Source organism: Rhodococcus sp. Q (genome assembly GCF_005503035.1).
Taxonomy (GTDB): domain Bacteria; phylum Actinomycetota; class Actinomycetes; order Mycobacteriales; family Mycobacteriaceae; genus Rhodococcus_G.
On record NZ_SCOY01000001.1, the window covers coordinates 162527 to 182053 of the forward strand.

Here is a 19527-nt window from a genome sequence, read left to right on the forward strand (position 1 = left end):
CACCAGGTCGGACGTTACGGAGTGATGTCGACGCGGTCCTGTCGGGTCTCACTGAGCGGTAGATTCCCGGCCTCGGGTGCCCGGTCACGCGGAACGAACAGGCCGACGACGACGGCCACCAACGCCGAGGCCGAACCGATCCCGAACACCACCGCATACGCCGTGTGGGTGGGGAACTCGACCCCCGCGACCGTCATCACCGACGCCGTCGTGACAGCTGCGACCACCGCGCTGCACGTCGACGTGCCCAGCGACCGCGCGAGCGCGTTGAGGCTGTTCGCGGCCGCGGTCTCCGAGACCGGGACGGCCCGCATGATCATCGACGGGATCGCGCCGTAGGCGAGCGCGGCACCGATCGACGTCACCGTCGTCGCGACGATCACGATCACCAACTGGTGGGGCGTGACGGCACGGGTGAAGTTGGAGATGACCAGGATCGTCGTCCCGATCAGGAAGGTGATCCGCGGCCCGCGACTGCGCGACAGGTGGGCGGTCACCGGGGAGAACGCGATCATCGCGAGACCACCGGGCAGCAGGGCGAGACCGCTGAGCGTCAACGACATGCCGTATCCGTAGCCGGTGTCTTCGGGAGCCTGGAAGATCTGGGCGCTCACCATGAACGACGTGAACATCGCGAACCCGACGAGGACGGAGGCGATGTTCGTCAGCAGCACCTGCCTGCGCGCGGACACCCGCAGATCCACGAGCGGCTGCCGTACGGCCTCCTTGCCGGGTGGCGCCAACCGCATCTCGTACACACCCCACGCGGCGAACAGCACGGTCGCCGCCGCGAACAGGCCCAGCACCGGGGGGCTGCCCCAGCCCCACCCGTTGCCCTGCGTGATCGCGAGCAGCAGGCACACCAGGGCGGCCGACAGCCCGACCGCACCGACGAGGTCGAACTTGCCGCCGGAGCGGACCGGCGACTCCGGCACCACCCACCAGATCGCCAGCATCCCCAGCAGCCCCACGACGGCGGCGCCGCCGAAGAGCCAGTGCCAGCTGAAGTGTTCGGCGACCACACCGGTCAGCGGCAACCCGATCGCACCGCCCGCACCCAACGTCGAACTCATCAGCGCGATCCCGCCCGCGACCCGTTCCGCGGGCAACTCGTCACGCATGATGCTGATGCCGAGGGGCACCACCCCCATCGCGGCGCCCTGCAACGCCCGGGCGACGAGCACCATGGTGAAGGTGTCGAACACCGCCCCGAGCAGACTGCCCGCCGCCATGACGGCCAGCGCGACGAGCAGCAGTCGCCGCTTGCCGTACATGTCGCCGAGACGTCCGAGGACGGGAGCGCAGACCGCGCCTGCGATGAGATTCGCGGTCACCAGCCACGCCGCACCACCGGGGGTGGTGTTCAGCAGTCGCGGGAACTCGGGGAGCAGCGGCATCACGATGGTCTGCATCAGCGACACCACGATGCCGCAGGACGCCAGGGCGACGACGACGAGCCGGGCGGACGCGCGTCCCCCGCGCACTGCTGTCGTCACTGGCACACTCCCTGCAACTATTTAGCTTCAGTAATCGAGACTATGACACGGAAGTTCTGGGGCGGGAACGATTTCCCGCTCACCGGATTCCGAGCCCCAGTCCCGTCAGTCATCCGCATAATCGTTCACATGAACGAACCGTTCGACCTCCCCGGACGGTACGCCGTCGCCGTCGACACCCGGGACGCGGACGGGGTGGCGGCACTGTTCACCTCCGACGCCGAGTTCGTCCAACCGCCGGCGCTGACCCGCGGTGCAGGCGAGGTCGTGACGGTCGGCGCGGCCGCCATCGCAGCCGCCGTCCTCGGCGCCACCGCACACCTGAAGGGCACGCACCACGCCGTGCACCAGGTGGTCGTCGACGTCGTGGAGGACGATGCGTCCGCGGTCGTGTACTGCCTCGCCCATCACCTGTACGTCGGCCGGGACGGCGCGGCGCGGGACAACGCCGTCGCGATCCGCTACCTGGACACCTACCGGCGAGTGGACGGCCGCTGGCTGATCGCCCGACGGGCGCTCGCCGTCGACTTCACCGAGGACCGCGCCGTCACCCTCCCCTGATTTCCGCCGCCGTTCCCTTCCGGGCTCCCGCCGCTTCTTCCTGAATGGCCCATCCATTCAGTTGGACTGAATGGATGGGCCATTCAGGAAGTGCAGGCGTGTCGGGACCTCGAGGTCAGGGGACACCGAGCAGGCGCAGGACCGCGGCGGTCGCGGCGGCGGCAAGGATGACGACGACGAACGGCGCCTTCCGCCACGCCAGGACACCACCGACCAGGACACCCGCGGGGCGCGCGATACCCGCGACGCCGCCGTCCTCGGTGACCGCATTGGTCACCGCGACCGCGACGAGCAGCACCACCGCGCCGACGGCCAGCACGGATTCGAGCCGGTCCGGGACGACGCCCCGCGCACGCAGCGCCGGGCCCGCGAACCGGAACGCGAACGTGCCCGCGGCGAGGATCAGTACGGCCACCACCAGCGGCAGGGTCGCGGTCATGCGGGCACCGCCTCGGGTTGGCCAGGCTTGATCCAGATCAGCGCGACGAGTGCCGCGAGGGCGAGGAGCACGGGAACGCCGGTCGGCAGGAAGGGGGTCGCGGCGACGGCGATCGCGGCCCCGAGCAGGGCCACCTTCGCGGTCGCGCGGTCCCGGAGAGCGGGAAGCACGAGCGCGATCAGCACGGCCGGGAACATGGCGTCGAGCCCGAAGGCGTCGATGTCGTCGATGAGGCTGCCCGCCGTCGCGCCGATCAGGGCACCGAGCGGCCAGCAGACGCCGATCCCGATTCCGCTCAGCCAGAACACGGCCCGCCTGCGCCGCGGATCGGCCTGACCGAGGGCGAAGACGGTGCTCTCGTCGTTGAGGAGGTGGGCTCCGAGGCCCCGGCGCCAGCCGCGGCCTGCGGTGTCACCGACGGCGAGGCCGAACGGGAGGTGCCTGGCATTGACGATCAGCCCACCCGCGAGGGCGGCGAGGAGGCTGCCGCCTGCCGCGACGATGCCGACGAAGAGAAACTCGGACGCACCTGCGAGGACGACCACGGACATCAGCACCGGCACCCAGGGCGCGAAGCCGAGTCCGACGGCGATCGCGCCGTACGAGATCCCGACGAGTCCGTCCGCGAGGGACACCAGTGCGATGTCCCGGCGGAGACCACCATCGATTGTTCGCCAGATCGAACGCATGATCTTTATAGTGAACGTTCTGCCATCGTTCGTCAAGGCGAACAAATAAGCCGATACAGTGAACAGATGGCAGCGGACGGCAGCAAGGCACCCCTCGACGTCATCGCAGGCTCGCTGCGCCGCGAACGCGACCGTGCCGGACTGTCCCTGACCGAGGTCGCCCGACGCGCCGGCATCGCCAAGTCCACGTTGTCGCAGCTCGAAGCGGGCACCGGCAACCCGAGCGTCGAAACCCTGTGGGCGCTGAGCGTCGCGCTCGACATCCAGTTCGCGCAGCTCGTGGACCCGCCGCGACCCCGCGTCCAGGTGATCCGCGCCGGGGAAGGCCCCGTGCTGTACTCCGAACGCACCGACTACCAGGTCACCCTCGTCGCGTCCTGCCCGCCCAATGCGCGCCGTGACATCTACCGCCTCGACGTCGAACCCGGGCCCCCGCGCGAATCGGAGCCGCACCTGCCGGGCGTCGTCGAGCACGTCATCGTCAGCGCCGGCCGCGCCCTCGTCGGACTCCGCGAGGATCCGGTCGAACTCGGCGCCGGCGACTACATCGCCTACCCCGGCGACGTCGCGCACATCTTCCAGGCCCTCGAGCCCGGCACCCGCGCGGTACTGGTGTCCGAGCACACGTGAGGTTCGGACGGGATCGCGCGGGCGCACAATGGACGGATGACGGAGCGGAAACCGTGGGACGTCCCGTTCGAGTCGTGGGTCGAACGGCAGATCCGGCTCGCTCAGGAGCGCGGCGACTTCGACAACCTCGAAGGTGCAGGCAAGCCGCTGCCACATGTCGCCGACACCGACGAATTATGGTGGGTCAAGCGCAAACTCGCGGCCGAGGGCCTGTCCACCGAGGCGCTGCTGCCGGCGTCACTGCAACTGCGACGCGAGATCGAGCGACTCCCTGAGACCGTCGCCGATCTACTCGGCGAGCGGGACGTTCGCGACCACGTCGCGGACCTGAACCGTCGCATCGCCGACTACATCCGCGCGCCGAGCGCACCGATCGTTCCCGTCCACAGGGTGGACGCCGACGCCACCGTCGCCGCGTGGCGCGCCAGGCGCCTACCCCCACAAACACGAGTTCCCTGATGTCACATCGGGGTTCGTGAAGTGACCCAATGTGACATCAGGGAACCGCCGGGGATCGTTACCGGTTTGCGGTGAGCGCCGCGAACCGCGCGATGTGCCGGTCGGCGGAGCCGAACTCGTGCTCGATGACGGTCAGGCGCCGGAAGTAGTGGCCGATGGCCAGTTCCTCGGTCATGCCCATGCCGCCGTGCAACTGGACCGCGTTCTGTCCGACGAAGCGTGCGGCGCGCGCGATGGTCGCCTTGGCTGCGGAGACGGCGAGCGCACGGTCGACAGGGGCGGCATCGAGGTTGAGGATCGCCAGGTACACGGCGGCCACGGACTGCTCGACTTCCATGTACATGTCGACCATGCGGTGCTGGAGCACCTGGAAGGTGCCGATCGCCTGCCCGAACTGCTTGCGCTGCTTGGCGTATTCGACGGTGTCGGCGAGGACCTTGCGCATCAGGCCGACGGCCTCGGACGCGATCGCCGCGGTTGCCTCGTCGATGGCGTACTCGATCGACGGCAGCGCGCCGCCTTCGACTCCGAGGAGCGCATCGGCGGGCAGTCGCAGGTCGGTGAACGTGATGTCCGCGGCCTGACGGTCGTCGACGGTGCGGAAGCTGTGACTGTCCAGCCCGGGCAGGCTGTGGAGACCGAGGGGAACGACGAACAACGAGATGCCGTCGGTGTCGCGCTGATCGCCCGAGGTGCGGGCGGTGACCAGCAGGTGGCTCGCGAGCGGTGCGCTGGTGACGACGATCTTGGTGCCGCTGAGCACCCACTCGTCACCGTCGCGGCGGGCGGTGGTCGTCACCTCGGCGTAGTTGTCGCCGGACGTGGCCTCGAGCGCGGCGAATGCGGTGATGGCGTTGCCTTCGACGATCTCGCCGATGATCTCGGCCGCGCGGTCACCGCCTGCGCGCCGCAGCAGTCCGGTGCCGATGACGACGGTGTCGACGAACGGCTCGACGACGAGTGCCTGGCCGAGCGCCTCGGTCACGATCATCAGTTCGACTGCGCCGCCGCCGAGTCCGCCGTTCTCCTCGGGCAGGGTGGCGCCGAGGATGCCGAGTTCCTCGGCGAAGCTACGCCAGATCTCGGGCTGCCAACCGATGCCGGTTTTCGCGGCGGCACGGCTCTCCTCGAGGGTGTAGCGGGCGGCGAGGAACTTGGTCAGTCCGTCGCGGAGAAGTTCCTGTTCTTTGGTCAGGGAGAAGTCCATCAGAGCCCCAATGCTGCTTTGGCGAGAATGTTCCGCTGAATCTCATTGCTACCGGCGTAGATCGAGCCGGCTCGGTCGTTGAGGTACCGCAGCGGCGCGACGGCCTGCCACGGCTGCCCGCTGACGTAGCCGCCCTCGGGGACGACGAAGTCGGCGATCGGGCCGCCGGGCGCGGTGGCGTGCGGCTGGTACACCCGTCCGCGCGGACCGGCTGCCTCGAGTGCGATTTCGGTGATGCGCTGGCTGAGTTCGGTCGCGAGGACCTTGAGCATCGACGACGCGGCGCCGTTGACGTCGACACCGGCGGAGAGGGTGCGGAACTCGAGGATCTCGAGCACCTTCGTCCGGATGCGGGCTTCGGCGAGCTTCGCGGCGAAGGCCGGGTCCTCGATGAGAGGGCGGCCGTTCGGGCCGGGCTGCTGCGCGGCGGCGTCGGCGACGGACTCGGCCATGACCTGCAGTGCGGGTGCCGCCGCTCCGCCGCCACGCTCGAACAGCAGCAGGTACTTCGCGACGGTCCAGCCGTCGTCGATCTTGCCGATGACGTTGGACTTGGGAACGCGGACCTGGTCGAAGAAGACCTGGTTCTGCACCTCCTCGCCGGACGACATGACGAGCGGACGGATCTCGATGCCCGGGGTGGTCATGTCGACGAGCAGGAAGGTGATGCCCTGCTGCTTGCGGTCGGTGCGGGTGGTGCGCACCAGGCAGAACATCCAGTTCGCCTCGGTGGCGTGCGTGGTCCAGATCTTGCTGCCGGTACAGATGAGGTGGTCGCCGTCGTCGACGGCCGCCATCGACAGCGACGCCAGGTCCGATCCGGCCTCCGGCTCGGAGTAGCCCTGGCAGAAGAACACGTCGCCGGTGAGGATGCCGGGCAGGAAGTAGTCTTTCTGCTCCTGGGTTCCGAAGGCCACGATCGCGTGCGCGACCATCCGAATGCCCATGGGCGACAGCGACGGAGCACCCGCGAGAACGGATTCCCGGCTGAAGATGTAGTGCTGGGTCAGGCTCCAGTCGCAGCCACCGTGCTCGACCGGCCATGCAGGCGCGGCCCAGCCGCGCTCGTGCAGGATGCGCTGCCATTCCATGCTCGCTTCGTGATCCGAGTAGACACTCGTCATCAGTCGGCCGGACTGCCGCAGTTCGGGCGTCAGCTTCTCGTCGAGAAAGGCAACGACCTCATCACGGAACGCCGCGTCGTCCGCGGACCACGCCAAATCCATCTGCACTCCCTCGCTTGCATGTCGACCGGTCGGCCGCGGCCAGGAAGTTAATCTAGCTTCGCATGATTGGATGCGTCAATCACGAGATCGGCGCGCCGACCAATAGCCCTTCGATCTGGGGAGGAGGTTCGGAACTGGCCCCAGGACAGCAGAAACATGCGAACGGCATTTCGCTTCCATTTGTGCGCTTCTGGGCTACCGAGCGAGGACCGGCCGGGCGGAGGTCCACACCGCGTCCATGTTCCGCCCCGCCCGGGCCGCCCTGCGCGAGGCCTCGACCAGCGGGAGCACGCGTCCGTGGTGCAGCATCGCGAACCGCGAGTCCAGGAAGGGCTGCGGGGACAGGGCTGCCGGTGCAACGACGGTCGGTGCCGCAACCCTGGGCTTGTCCCGCTCGATGCCGCGAGCGAACTACTCGTACGGCTTCAGTTGACCGTCAACCATTTCGAGGATGCGGTCGCAGTGCACCAACACGTCGTGATCGTGGGTGACCATGATCGTGGCGACGCCCGCCTGGTGGGTTTCCCGGGCGAGCAGCTCGACGACCTCGTGGCTGCGCTTGCGGTCGAGCGCCGCGGTTGGCTCGTCCACGAGCAGCAGCGACGGGTCGCCCATCAGCGCGCGGGCGATCCCGACTCGCTGGCGTTCGCCGCCGGAGAGCTGTCCGGGCCTGCGGTCGGCGCGGTGGCTCATGCCGACGGCGTCGAGCAGTTCGTCGACGTCGCGACCGGGCCGGCCGGTGATCTTCGGCACGAGCCGCAGCTGGTCGCGCGCTGTCAGGGCGGGAATGAGGTTGCCGGACTGGAAGACGAAGCCGACCTGGTCGCGCCGCAGCGCGGCGAGCGCGCGGGTGGGCAGCGCGGTGACATCGGTGCCGTCGACGTGGACGGTGCCGCTCGACGGCTGGCTCAGGCCGCCGGCCACGGCGAGCAGGCTGGACTTGCCGGCACCGGACGGCCCGACGATCGCGACGAGTTCGCCGCGGGGCACCTGGAGGGTGACGTGGTCGAGGGCGACGACGGTGGTGTCGCCGTCACCGAATCGGAGGGTGACGTCGGCGAGGGCGAGGCCGGTGGTGGTGACGGTGGTGGTCATCGGTTCTCTCCCAGCGCGGTCAGGGGGTTGACGCGGGTGACGCGGACGATGGCGACCGCGGCGCCCACCAGTCCGAGGACGACGAGCAGGACGGCGCCCGAGGCGATCGGTCCCGATTCGAGCGCGAACGGCATGCCGCTGCCCTCGAGTCCGGAGCCGAGACCGAGACCGAGACCGACGCCGACGGCGATCGATCCGGCGAGCACGACGATCGCCTGGATCAGTCCGTCGCGCAACAGGAATCCGGTGGAGGCGCCCATGGCCCGTAGGACGGCGAGTTCGCGCGTGCGCTGCACTGTCCAGATACTGAAGAAGGCGCCGACGACGAGCGCGGCGATCGCGTAGAGGAACGTTTTGATCATCGACATGGTCATCATCTCGGCGGAGAAGCCGGGTGACGAGTCGAAGGAGTCGTCGAGCAGTTTCGCGGACGTTCCGGCAGCAGCATCGCCGGCAGCGATGTCCGGAACCGCGCCGTCCATGCCGCGAATGGCCACGACGCTGGCTTCGGAATAGGCGCTCGCCGGGGTTGTTTCGCCGAACTTGGTGCCGGCATGCACCTCCTGCCAGGTGCGCAGCGGCAGGTACGCGACGTCGACGTGTCCGAATGTGCGGTCGTCGCCGGTGAATCCGACGACGTGCAGTTCGGTGCCGAGGCGGTCCAGGATGATCGTGTCGCCGAGCGAGACGCCCTGATCGCGTAGGGCTGCGCTGACGACGATGTCGGTGTCCGACGTCAGGCCTTCACCCTCGGCAGCGTCGGGTTCGAGGAACGATCCGGGTTCGATGCCGAACAAGGTGAGGTCGATGGGGGTGCTGCTGCCCGTTCTGGCGTTGACCATCGAGTTGCCGAGCAGTGCGGCGTCCTCGACGTCGGGCCGGTCGCGCCACTGCTGCGCCTGCTGCTCGGTGACGACGGACCGCGAGAACGCCGAGTCGGTCTTGGTGCCCTGTTCGAAGGCAAAGACCTGGACGGGCGTCCGTTGCAGGGCGGAGACGCCGTCACCGACCAGTCCGGAGGAGAGCCCGGAGAGGATCACCATGAGGACGGAGATCAGCGCGACCACCGCCCCCATCAGGAGGAAACGGGTGCGCGCGAACCACAGTTCGCGCAGGGCGAGGAACATGCTTCGGATCTCCACTGGTCGACGGGACGGTGCGCCGTCGACCAGGCGAACACCCATCTTGCCGACACGCTGTCGCCATCATATCGACACAGCGTCGGCATGATGTGTGACGTCGACTACTACGACCAGTAGTAACTACCTCGTTCGGTCAGACAAGCCCCATCCGCGCCGAGCACTCCGCCATCTCGTCCAGCACCGCGTCGAGGGTGGTCGCGTGCCGGGATGCGGAGAGCAGGATGCGGTCGGAACCGAGCGACCCAGCCCACTCGACCTTCGACGCGTCCATCCGCGGAAGTGTGGCCCCGAGAACCAGCGCGACGTCGGACGGGTCGCGCCCGGCGTCGGCCGCGGCGGCCCGCATCGTTCCGACGGCGGCGGTCAGGTCGTCCCCGCCGAGCCCGAGGGGCTGGAACCCGTCGCCGAGTCGTCCCGCGCGCCGGGCCGCGGCCGCGCTGTGCCCGCCGATGTACAGCGGGACACCCGACGGCCGCGCCGGCTTCGGGTAGGAGAACGCCCGGGAGAAGGAGTAGAACTCTCCGGCGAAGTCGACGCCCTCGGACCCGCCCGCCCACAGTGCGCGCATCACGGCGATCGCCTCGTCCGTGGCCTTGCCGCGGCGGGTGAAGTCGCCGCCGCACGCCTCGATCTCCTCCCGCATCCAGCCCACCCCCAGGCAGATCCGCGCGCGGCCTCCGGAGAGCCGATCCAACGTGGCGAGCCGTTTCGCCAGGACCACGGGGTTGTGGTTGGGCGCGACCAGGACTCCCGTGGCGAGCCCGAGACGGGTGGTGGCACCCGCGACGAACGAGAGGAGTTCCAGCGGGTCGGGCAGTGGGCAATCGTCCGGTAGGTGGGACTTTCCGGTCGGCGAATAGGGGTACTCGCTGCCCGTGTCACCGATCACGACGGCGTGCTCGACGGCCGAGATCTCGTCGAAACCCAACGACTCTGCCGCACGAGCGAATTCGAGCACCCGCTCCGGGTCTCCCGCCATGCCCAGTTCGACCGGCATCACCACACCCAGCTTCACGCCACACACCCTTTCCGTTGTTCCGCCGCGCGCGTCACGCAGCGAACGAATCCACCAGCTTCGGAGCCCAGACGACCTTGCCGAGGAACCGGTCGGCACCCGGATCGGTTGCCAGCCACACCGCGGCCTCGGCGGGAACCGCCGCGGGGACGACGTCGAACCCGGCGCCCACGATCGCATCGCTGCCACCTCGCGCCACTCCCGACTCGGTGACCACGAATCCGGGACTGAGATTGAACGCCCGCACCCCGAGGTGGCGGTACTCGGCGTTCACCGCGCCCGCGAGCCTGCCGAACGCCGCCTTCGACGCCGCGTACGACAGTCCCCAGCCGCCCTGCCCCGGCGCGGCGGGCGGGTCCATCGTCGCCGAACCCGACACCAGGTTGATCAGGACACCGGCTCCGCGACCGACCATCGCGGGCAGCACTCGCTGGATCAGCGCGAGCTGATGCAGATAGTTTCCGCGCATCATCGCGGTTGCGTCGTCGAGCTCGATGTCGAGCAGACGGTCCATGTTCCCGGCGGTCTGCGCGTATGCGTTGTTGACGAGCACGTCCACCCGGCCCCAGGTTTCGAGCACCCGGTTCGCCGCCGCCAGCACCGACGAGCCGTCGAGCAGGTCCATCGGCACGGCCAGCGCGTCGACTCCGAGTGCCCGCACCTCCGCGGCGGTGGTCTCCAGGCTTCCCGGCACCGGAATCGAGTCACCGTGCGTGCGCGGCGAGACCCGCCCCTCACCCTCCCGCACCGTGCGGGCAGTGAGGGCGATGTCGAATCCGTTGCGAGCGAAGGCGAGTGCCACTTCCCTACCGATGCCGCGACTCGCACCGGTCACCAGCGCGACCGGTCGACCGCTCGGCGCGGCCGTCCCGACATCGGCGATCGGCGCGTCAGACACCGAGGAACCGCTGCCGGCCCGACGCCTCGAATTGCGCTTCCAGTTCACGCTTGTCATCGTCGGACATCAGGGCGTAGATCGGTTCACCTCTTCCCTGCCAGTGGTACACCGGCTCGGAACCACGCCACAACTGGGCCTGCAGCTCCCGCTTCAGCACCTTGTTCGACCCGGTCACCGGGAGGTTGGTCGACACCCGGACGAACCGCGGCGCCGACTTCGTGCCGAGGTCGTCCTGCCCCGCGAGGAACGACGCGAATTCCTCCGGGTCGAAGTCCGTCGGATCCGACACCTCGATCGCGGCCATCACCTGGTCGCCGGACCGCGGGTCCGGGACCGCGTACACACCGGTGGCGATCACCTTCGGGTGCCTACGCAGGATCCGTTCGATCATCAGCGCCGACGTGTTCTCGCCGTCGACACGAATCCAGTCGCCCTTGCGTCCGGCGAAGTAGATGAAGCCCGCCTCGTCGACGTAGCCGAGGTCGCCGGTCCAGTACCAGCCGTGCTTGATGCGGTCGGCGACGGCCTGCTCGTTCTTGTAGTAGCCCTCGAATCGCTTGGCGCCGCCCCGGTCGATCATCTCGCCGATCGCCTCGTCCGGATTGAGGACGCGTCCGTGCTCGTCCAGCCGGGCCCGCTCGCACTCGACGAGGGTGTCGGGATTCACGACCGCGATCTCGTCGTGCGCGGGCCGGCCGAGTGCCCCTTCCGGGGCATCGGGGTCCAGACGTACCGACCCGGCGCCCTCCGAGGAGCCGTAGCCCTCGAACAGTTCGGCTCCGAACCGGCGTACGAACTCGACCCGGTCCTCCGGGGACGCCTCGGTGCCGAAACCGCGGACGAGGGTGTTGTCGATGTCGTCGGACCGCTCCGGCGTCGCCATCAGGTAGGACAGCGCCTTGCCGACGTAGGTGAAGAAGGTCGCGCCGAAGAAGCGGACGTCGGGAAGGAAGCCGGACGCCGAGAACTTCCGCGCGGAGGGCAGACACACCGTCGCGCCGTTGGCCAGCGCAGGCGCCCACAGTGCCATCAACGCATTGCCGTGGAACAGCGGCATGCAGCAGTAATCGACGTCGCCCGGGACGTGTCCGTACTTCGCGCTGTTCGCGTACGCAAGGCGTGCGAGCCGGCCCTGGCTGCACCGCACCGCCTTCGACGCCCCGGTGGTACCGGAGGTGAACAGCAGCAGGAACAGGGAGTCCTCCACTACCGCCGGATCAGCGGCCGGTTCGACCCGGTGCGCGTCCACCCGCGCCGCATAGTCCGGGGCGTCGACGAGCACGAACCGGTCGTCGGACAGCCCGAGATCCAGATCCTTCAGCGTCGCCATGCCGTCCGAGTCGGTGACGATGAGCTGGCAGTCGACGTACCGGATCTCCGCTTCGAGTTCGGCGCCGCGACGAGTCGGGTTGATGCCGACGATCGTCGCACCCGACAGTGCAGCGCCCCCGAGCCAGAACAGGAATTCAGGGACGTTCTCGAGCAGCACACCGATGTGGAACGGCCCCTCGCCACGCATGCTGCGTGCCAGTTCGCCGCGGGCCGCACTCTCGCGGACCGTCTCGTCCCATGTCCAGTCCCGGTCCCGGGTTCGGGTGCCAAGTTCCTCGTCCCCGAGGCGGTCGAGCAGCATCTCGGCGATCGTCGCGCGTTCCACTTCCACTCCTTCGAGTCTTCGCTGCGGCGCCCTCGACACACGCGAGTGCCACGGTAGATCCCGCCGGCGGACCGGTCGGGGCATTTGCCCGAGTTCGCTCGGCGCCACCGAAACAGCGTTGTCCCGACGCTAACGAGGCCGTTTCGAGGCGATAATCCGAGTCCCGGTCAGTGGAAAACCCTTCCCCGCACCCCCTCCGCCGTGTGATCCTTCGTGCAATTCGAGGACGTGAGAAAGGCCACACCCCGCATGACCACCTCCACCGATCCGCAGGCTTACCTCGCCGCAGTCGTCTCCCGCTTGACCGGACCGGACGCCCCCTTCGAACTGGTCGAAGAGGAGGTGCGCGGGGCACGGATGCCGGTGATGCGGAGCCGCAACCACGCCGTCCACGAACTGTTGACGGCGTCCCGCGCCTTCGGCGACCGCGACTACCTCGTCACGGAGAACAGGCGCATGACCTTCGCCGAGCACGCCGATGCCGTCGCCGCGCTGGCGCGCGCACTGGCCGACGAGTACGGCATCGGCGTGGGCGACCGCGTCGGTATCCTCGCCGCCAACACCATCGAATGGGTCGTCGCGTTCTGGGCGACGCAGTCGCTCGGGGCGATCGCGGTGGGCCTGAACGGGTGGTGGGTGCCGCGCGAGATCGAGCACGGCGTCGGGCTGACCACGCCGACAGTCCTGATCGCGGACGCGAAGCGCGCCGCCCTCCTCTCCGCAACGGACGTCGACGTTCCCGTCCTGACGATGGAGGAGGACCTGCCCCGGCTGATCGACGCGCATCGCGGCGCCGAGCTGTCGACCCCCGACGTCAACGAAGACGATCCCGCCGTCATCCTCTTCACCAGCGGAACCAGCGGAAAACCGAAGGGCGCGCTGCACTCCCAGCGGAACCTGCTGGCCGTCGTCGACTACCACCGCTACAACGACGCACTACTCGACGCCTTCGCCGGCCGTGCATACGACCCCGCGCGCCCCAGCGATCTGCGCTACCTGCTCACCTCGCCGCTGTTCCACATCGCGAGCCTGCACAACCTCGTGGTCCCGCGCCTCGCGACCGGCAGCGCCGTGGTCCTGTACGAGGGAGCCTTCGACGTCGACCGGGTGCTCTCGCTCATCGAACGCGAGAAGGTCACCAACTGGGGTGCCGTCCCGACGATGGCGGCCCGGCTGATCGAGCATGGCAACGTCCGCCGATACGACACCTCCTCGCTGAGCGCGTTCGCGCTGGCGTCCGCACCCTCGTCGGTGGCGTTCAAGCAGCGGCTCCGGGAAGAGGTCCCGTTCGCGAAGGACTCCCTGGTCGACAGCTACGGCCTCACCGAGTGCAGCACCGGCATCGCCGTCGCCAGCCCGATGGACGTGCAGATGTTCCCCGGCACCCTCGGTCGACCGGTCTTCGGTGTCGCGATGGAGATCCGCGATCCTCTCGGCGAGCGGGTCCCCGACGGCGAGGAAGGCGAGGTCTGTGTCCGCAGCCCCTACGTCATGCTCGGATACTGGGACAACCCCGAGGCCACCGCGTCCGCCATCAGGGATGGCTGGCTGCACACCGGCGACTTCGGCCGCATCGACGACGGCCGACTGAGGCTGACGGGACGGCGCTCCGACCTGATCCTGCGCGGCGGCGAGAACATCTACCCCACCGAGATCGAGCAGAGCCTCGACGAGCATCCCGACGTCGTGGAGTGCGTGGTTGTCGGGGAGGCACACGAGGACCTCGGTCAGGAGGTCGCAGCGATCGTCGTCGTCCGCGCCGGTGCCACGGTGTCGGAGGAGGAATTGCGCGCGTTCGCGACGGAGCGCCTGTCGTACTTCAAGGTGCCGTCGCGGTGGCGCCTGACGACGGAACCGCTGCCGCGCAATGCAACCGGCAAGGTGTCGCGCGGACAGATCAGGTTCTGACGGCATGGGCCTGGAGAAGACAATCGAACGGCTCGCCGCGATCGAGGCGGTCCGGGACCTGATCGTCTCGTACTCGCACCTGATCGACCGGGGTGAGCTGGATGCGGTCGCGGACCTGTTCGCCGACGCCGTCTACGGTTTGGGCGACGGGGACGGCAACCCCGTCGGTGCCGTCACCGACCGGGACGCCGCGGCGGTCCGGCAGGCCAACGAGGCGTTCATCCGGATGCACGGGGACCCGCCGTCACCGCGCACCAAGCACGTCACCACCAACATCCGGGTGACGGTGACCGACGACAGCACCGAGGCGAGCGCGGTGTCGTACGTGACGGTGCTGCAGGGGACGGAGACACTGCCCCTGCAGCCGATCCTCGTCGGCCGCTACTTCGACCGGTTCGCGGTGCTCGACGGCCGTTGGCGGTTCACCCAGCGCCTGTGCTGCATCGATCACACCGGTGACCTGACGGAGCATGCACAACGACTGCTACACCCCTGATCGTCTGCACAGACCCGGACGCCGGGCCGGGCCGTAGGCCCGACCCGGCGCACCGATCAGCTGCCGCCGAGCGAGATCGGCAAGCCGAACGCGACTTCGCCGCTACCGAGCGAGATCGGCGAGCCGACACTGCCGAGGGAGCCACCGGAGGCCCCGATGGTGACCGGCACTCCGCCCTCAGGGGTCAGGACGGCTGTCCCGTCGTCGTCGGTGCACAGTGCCCCGACCAGGTACTTACCCGGGGCCAGCTCGTCCGAGACGAAGGTCCCCGTGCCAGGATTCCCGAGGATCAGCGCCGGGTTGGCCGTGGCCGCCGTATGGGACTCGTTCGAGATCGTGACCCAGCACAGGTCGAGGCTCGGGGAGGTCACTCCGGTGAACTGCACGACCACTCGGTCCCCGCTGTTGTCCACGCTCGCGGTTCCCTCGACCGTGGCCGAGGCAAGCGCGGGAAGCGCGAGCAGGGCCGTGGCGGCCAGAGCAGTCGACGCGCCGAGCCGGGCGGTGTTCTTGCGAAGGGAGTTCACTGCTGTCTCCAATGTCATGCGGTTGGTTGGTCGGCACGCCACCATCTGATGCCGCGCCGAAACGTGCGGCTGCCATCATGCCCACTCGGACACGAGCCTCTCGCGGTTTTCCGGGATTCGACCAGGAGCACCTCGGAAGCGCAATCATTCTGTTAGACACAATGATTCCGTGCACCTCCTCCGCACCGACCGCCGCATTGCATCCATCCGATTGCATTCCAGCCTCCGGGTCGTACCCGACGTGAGCGGCGTCCACCTTCACGTGACTACTCCGAGCAGTCCAACAGCATCGTTCACACTCCGGAGTCGCCATCCACCCGCCCGCCAACCACAAGGAGTCCTCGACCACCCGGCCGGGTCGACGGAGGACATCACCGACCCTGGAGTCGCGCAATTACGAGCTCCACTCGACAGAAAGAGATACGAACGACGGGTGGTTCCGCCCGTCAGCTGCCCGCCGGGGTCGAGCGGACCGCTACGCACTTCCCGAACTGGCCGCCCCATCCAGCCCAACTGCGGCACACATCAGATTTGCCGCCAGGCCGCCCTCCTCCATGGGGAACGGACCAGCAATGACGGAGCCGAGACCCTTACATCCTCCGCGCACCCAGTCCTGGTAACTGACCGCGAGGGTCACCCCACCCGGGGGTGTGAGTGCCGTGGAGCCATCCGCGTCATCACACCCGACGAATACCGTCCGGTCCTGATATCCCAAACTGGGCGTTGTGAAGGTGCCGCTGCCGGGCTCACCATCGAGGGCGATCTTCCCCCGTACGAGGGTTGAAGGGAACATGTCCTTTCCCTGAATTTCCACCCCGCAGCCTTGCAGGGTCGGCGAGCTGACGCCGTCCACTCGCACGACAATGTTGTCACCACTGGTCGTCACGGTCGCGGTACCGGTGACTACGGCGGAACCGACGGCCGGATTGGCGACCAGCGCCAGGGCACCGAGGCCGGCGACGGCGGCGAGTTGGATGGCGGTCTTGCGGAATGTCGTCACAGTGTGTCCATTTCTCGATATCGGCAGGGTGGAGCCAACGGGTCCTACTTCGGTGCGCCCCGCCGCCATCATGCCTTGTTCACGTCTTCACGATCGAGCTTTCACCGACCGGGCCGAATGCTCAATTATTGTGTGTAACACAATAATTGAGTGTCGCATCACCGAAATCAGGATCATTGATTCCAGGAATGATCGTCACCGAACGGGATGGGTGTGGATGCCACGTGTCGCAGCGAAGCGCCGCGCCATGCAGGGGCCGTAGGATCAGCACGTGCCCGGTTCGGATTCGACGGCCTCCGCCGTCGCGGAACTACGCTCTCGCCTCGACGGCGAGGTCGACGATTCCGGCCGCAGACGTGCCGAGTACAGCAGCGATGCGTCCAACTACCGAGTCGTCCCGACAGCTGTGGTGTTCCCACGGTCCGACGACGACGTGGCCGCGGCGCTCGCGACGGGACGCGAGCACGGTCTGCCCGTGACCGCGAGAGGCGCGGGAACGTCGGTGGCGGGCAACGCGATCGGTCCCGGACTCGTTCTCGACTTCAGCCGCCACCTGAACCGGATCGTCGATCTCGACGGCGACGCCCGCACCGCGGTCGTACAGCCGGGGGTGGTGCTGTCGACGCTGCAGCGCGCCGCGGCAGCACACGGGCTGCGATTCGGCCCCGACCCGTCCACGCAGGACCGTTGCACGCTCGGCGGGATGCTCGGCAACAATGCGTGCGGTCCGCGCGCGGTGGCGTGGGGACGCACCGCCGACAACACCCGCGCGCTGAGGATCCTCGACGCCACCGGCGTCGAGCGAACCCTCGCCGACGACCTGTCCGCCGTCCCGGGACTCGACGCGTTCGTCGCCGCCAACCTGGCGACCCTGCGCACCGAGCTGGGCCGGTTCGACCGCCAGGCATCGGGCTTCTCCCTCGAACACCTCCTGCCCGAGCGCGGCCACGCGCTCGCGAAGGCCTTCGTCGGTACCGAGGGCACCTGCGGTCTGATCCTCGACGCGACCGTCGACCTGGTCCCGGTGCCCGCCGCGACCGCGCTCGCCGTGCTCGGCTACCCCGACATGCCGACTGCCGCCGACGACGCCGCCGCATTGACGGTGTTCGAACCACTCGCGGTCGAGGGCATTGACGCCCGCCTCGTCGACGTCGTCCGGAGACACAAGGGCCCTGACGCGGTGCCCGATCTTCCCCGGGGCACCGGCTGGCTGTTCGTCGAAATGGCCGGGGCCACAACGGCAGATGCCATCGTCGCCGCCGAAGCACTGTGCCACTCCTCCTCGGCACTGGACGCCCGCGTACTGCCCACCGGTCCGGAATCGGCTGCGCTGTGGCGTATCCGCGCCGACGGTGTCGGCCTCGCCGGGCGCACCCGCGACGGAAACCCCGCGTGGCCGGGCTGGGAGGACGCCGCCGTCCCGCAGCACCGTCTCGGGGCGTACCTGCGCGAGTTCGACGACCTGATGCACGGCCACGAGGTCGACGGACTGTTGTACGGCCACTTCGGCGACGGCTGCGTGCACATTCGGCTGGACTTCCCGTTCGACCGGGCACCGCAGCGTTTCCGGGAGTTCCTCGTCGATGCCGCGACGCTGGTTGCTGCCCATGGCGGTTCGATGTCCGGAGAGCACGGTGACGGGCGAGCGCGATCCGAACTGCTCCCCCTCATGTACTCCCCGGCCGCGCTGTCCACCTTCGCTGGGTTCAAGACACTCTTCGACCCCGACGGTTCGCTCAATCCCGGAGTCGTGGTGGACCCCGCCGCGGTGGACGCCGATCTGCGTGTCCCTGCCGCCGCGCCGGTCCGGGGCGCCGGCGGCTTCGCCCTGCTCGAGGACGGTGGCGACCTGTCGGTCGCCGCGCACCGCTGCGTCGGAATCGGCAAGTGCCGAGCCGACTCCGGCGCGACCGGCGGGTTCATGTGTCCGTCCTATCAGGCGACGCGGGACGAGAAGGACAGCACCCGAGGACGGGCCCGCGTGCTGCAGGAGACCATCAACGGCACCCTCGTCACCGGCGGCTTCGCATCCGAAGAACTCGCCGAGTCACTCGACCTGTGCCTGTCCTGCAAGGCGTGCGCGTCGGACTGCCCGGCCGGGGTGGACATGGCCACCTACAAGTCGGAGGTGCTGCACCGCCGGTACCGGAGACGCCTCCGACCGATGAGTCACTACACCCTCGGTCAGATGTCCCGGTGGACCGGGATCGCTTCGGCAGCACCGCGTTTCACGAACGCACTGGCGCGAGTCGGACCGCTGCGCCGCGGCGGGATGCGACTGGCCGGTCTCGACACTCGCCGCGACGTCCCCGAGGTCGCGGCGCAGAGCTTCCGCCGCTGGTGGCGCAGACGTGCGCCGCGGACCGGTGGCCGTGACGTCCTGCTGTGGGTCGACACGTTCACCGACGGCTTCACCCCCGACGCTGCGCGGGACGCCGTCGACCTGCTCGAGTCCTCCGGCTACCGCGTCACCGTCACGGAGCGACGCGTCTGCTGCGGACTCACCTGGATCAGCACCGGCCAACTCGGTGGCGCGCGAAAGCAATTGACTGCGACACTCGACCAACTCGAACCCCACCTCGACGCCGGGGTTCCGATCGTCGCCCTGGAGCCGTCCTGCGCCGCGGTCCTGCGCTCGGACCTGGTGGAGCTGCTTCCCGACGACCCACGCTCGCCTCGGGTCGCGAGCGCCACGACCACCCTCGCGGAGTTCCTCACTGTGGCCACCACCGCGGACGACGAACCGTGGCAACCGCCCGATCTGACCGGTGTCGAGGTCGTCGTTCAGCCGCATTGCCACCAGCACGCCGTCATGGGGTTCCGCCCGGACCGCGCGCTCCTCGATCGGGCAGGGGCCACCGTTCACCAGCTCGCGGGCTGCTGCGGGCTGGCCGGGAACTTCGGGATGGAACGCGGCCACTACGACGTCTCGGTCGCCGTCGCGGGCACGGCCTTGCTCCCCGCGCTGGAGGCGCACCCCGACGCGATCCTGCTCGCCGACGGATTCTCGTGCCGTACCCAGGCCGCGCAGCTCACCGGGCGCACCGGAGTACACCTGGCGACGCTGCTGCGGCGCTGACCG

Annotated in this window: 18 protein-coding genes; 6 read left to right on the forward strand and 12 right to left on the reverse strand. The window is 68.9% G+C overall.

The window, feature by feature from the left end:
• Positions 1–14: 14 nt before the first annotated feature.
• A complete protein-coding gene (locus FFS72_RS00855; RefSeq protein WP_137872164.1) occupies positions 15–1496 on the reverse strand; it encodes an MFS transporter in 1482 nt (493 codons plus the stop codon).
• A 129-nt stretch (positions 1497–1625) separates the two neighbouring features.
• On the opposite strand from FFS72_RS00855, the gene FFS72_RS00860 reads away from it, so the two are divergent.
• On the forward strand, positions 1626–2057 hold the full coding sequence (locus tag FFS72_RS00860) for a nuclear transport factor 2 family protein (protein ID WP_137872165.1): 432 nt from the start codon (positions 1626–1628) through the stop codon (positions 2055–2057).
• Positions 2058–2172: 115 nt separating this feature from the next.
• On the opposite strand, the gene FFS72_RS00865 is transcribed toward FFS72_RS00860, so the two are convergent.
• Positions 2173–2496 (reverse strand): AzlD domain-containing protein, encoded by a 324-nt coding sequence (locus FFS72_RS00865; RefSeq protein WP_050064072.1) that lies wholly within the window; start codon positions 2494–2496, stop codon positions 2173–2175.
• Positions 2493–3185, reverse strand: a complete 693-nt coding sequence (locus FFS72_RS00870) for an AzlC family ABC transporter permease (RefSeq protein WP_137872166.1) — start codon at positions 3183–3185, stop codon at positions 2493–2495. The genes FFS72_RS00865 and FFS72_RS00870 overlap by 4 nt, the downstream gene beginning before the upstream one ends.
• Before the next feature lie 66 nt (positions 3186–3251).
• Here FFS72_RS00870 and FFS72_RS00875 point away from each other — a divergent pair, with 66 nt between their 5' ends.
• Positions 3252–3815 carry a helix-turn-helix domain-containing protein gene (locus FFS72_RS00875; protein WP_137872167.1) on the forward strand — a complete coding sequence of 188 codons (564 nt, stop codon included), beginning with the start codon at positions 3252–3254 and terminating at the stop codon, positions 3813–3815.
• A 36-nt stretch (positions 3816–3851) separates the two neighbouring features.
• Positions 3852–4274 carry a DnaJ family domain-containing protein gene (locus FFS72_RS00880; protein ID WP_137872168.1) on the forward strand — a complete coding sequence of 141 codons (423 nt, stop codon included), beginning with the start codon at positions 3852–3854 and terminating at the stop codon, positions 4272–4274.
• Positions 4275–4332: 58 nt separating this feature from the next.
• Here the strand turns inward: FFS72_RS00880 and FFS72_RS00885 are convergent, their stop codons facing one another.
• From FFS72_RS00885 to casI, 7 genes are all read right to left on the reverse strand, one after another.
• A complete protein-coding gene (locus FFS72_RS00885) occupies positions 4333–5481 on the reverse strand; it encodes an acyl-CoA dehydrogenase family protein (protein WP_137872169.1) in 1149 nt (382 codons plus the stop codon).
• Complete coding sequence (locus FFS72_RS00890; protein WP_137872170.1) at positions 5481–6707, reverse strand: acyl-CoA dehydrogenase family protein; 1227 nt, start codon at positions 6705–6707, stop codon at positions 5481–5483. The genes FFS72_RS00885 and FFS72_RS00890 overlap by 1 nt, the downstream gene beginning before the upstream one ends.
• Positions 6708–7118: 411 nt before the next feature.
• The gene (locus FFS72_RS00895; protein ID WP_137872171.1) at positions 7119–7802 is read right to left on the reverse strand and encodes an ABC transporter ATP-binding protein; all 684 of its coding nucleotides are present in this window, start codon (positions 7800–7802) and stop codon (positions 7119–7121) included.
• Positions 7799–8929: an FtsX-like permease family protein gene (locus FFS72_RS00900; protein ID WP_137872427.1), complete on the reverse strand. Its 1131-nt coding sequence runs from the start codon at positions 8927–8929 to the stop codon at positions 7799–7801. Before FFS72_RS00900 ends, FFS72_RS00895 begins: the two co-directional genes overlap by 4 nt.
• A 148-nt stretch (positions 8930–9077) precedes the next feature.
• On the reverse strand, positions 9078–9959 hold the full coding sequence (locus FFS72_RS00905) for an LLM class F420-dependent oxidoreductase (RefSeq protein WP_137872172.1): 882 nt from the start codon (positions 9957–9959) through the stop codon (positions 9078–9080).
• Positions 9960–9993: 34 nt separating this feature from the next.
• Positions 9994–10857, reverse strand: coding sequence for an SDR family NAD(P)-dependent oxidoreductase (locus FFS72_RS00910; RefSeq protein WP_249353064.1), 864 nt, complete (start codon positions 10855–10857; stop codon positions 9994–9996).
• Entirely contained in the window at positions 10850–12520 is a 1671-nt protein-coding gene (gene casI, locus FFS72_RS00915; RefSeq protein WP_137872174.1) for a steroid-22-oyl-CoA synthetase, read from the reverse strand. The genes FFS72_RS00910 and casI overlap by 8 nt, the downstream gene beginning before the upstream one ends.
• 243 nt (positions 12521–12763) lie before the next feature.
• On the opposite strand from casI, the gene casG reads away from it, so the two are divergent.
• Entirely contained in the window at positions 12764–14422 is a 1659-nt protein-coding gene (gene casG, locus FFS72_RS00920; RefSeq protein ID WP_137872175.1) for a steroid-24-oyl-CoA synthetase, read from the forward strand.
• Between the two features lie 4 nt (positions 14423–14426).
• Positions 14427–14918: a nuclear transport factor 2 family protein gene (locus FFS72_RS00925; RefSeq protein WP_137872176.1), complete on the forward strand. Its 492-nt coding sequence runs from the start codon at positions 14427–14429 to the stop codon at positions 14916–14918.
• A gap of 56 nt (positions 14919–14974) precedes the next feature.
• On the opposite strand, the gene FFS72_RS00930 is transcribed toward FFS72_RS00925, so the two are convergent.
• Both FFS72_RS00930 and FFS72_RS00935 read right to left on the reverse strand, forming a co-directional pair.
• Positions 14975–15445, reverse strand: a complete 471-nt coding sequence (locus FFS72_RS00930; protein WP_137872177.1) for a hypothetical protein — start codon at positions 15443–15445, stop codon at positions 14975–14977.
• A 475-nt stretch (positions 15446–15920) separates the two neighbouring features.
• On the reverse strand, positions 15921–16445 hold the full coding sequence (locus FFS72_RS00935; protein WP_137872178.1) for a hypothetical protein: 525 nt from the start codon (positions 16443–16445) through the stop codon (positions 15921–15923).
• Between the two features lie 271 nt (positions 16446–16716).
• Here FFS72_RS00935 and FFS72_RS00940 point away from each other — a divergent pair, with 271 nt between their 5' ends.
• Positions 16717–19524: an FAD-binding and (Fe-S)-binding domain-containing protein gene (locus tag FFS72_RS00940; RefSeq protein WP_137872179.1), complete on the forward strand. Its 2808-nt coding sequence runs from the start codon at positions 16717–16719 to the stop codon at positions 19522–19524.
• Positions 19525–19527: the final 3 nt, after the last annotated feature.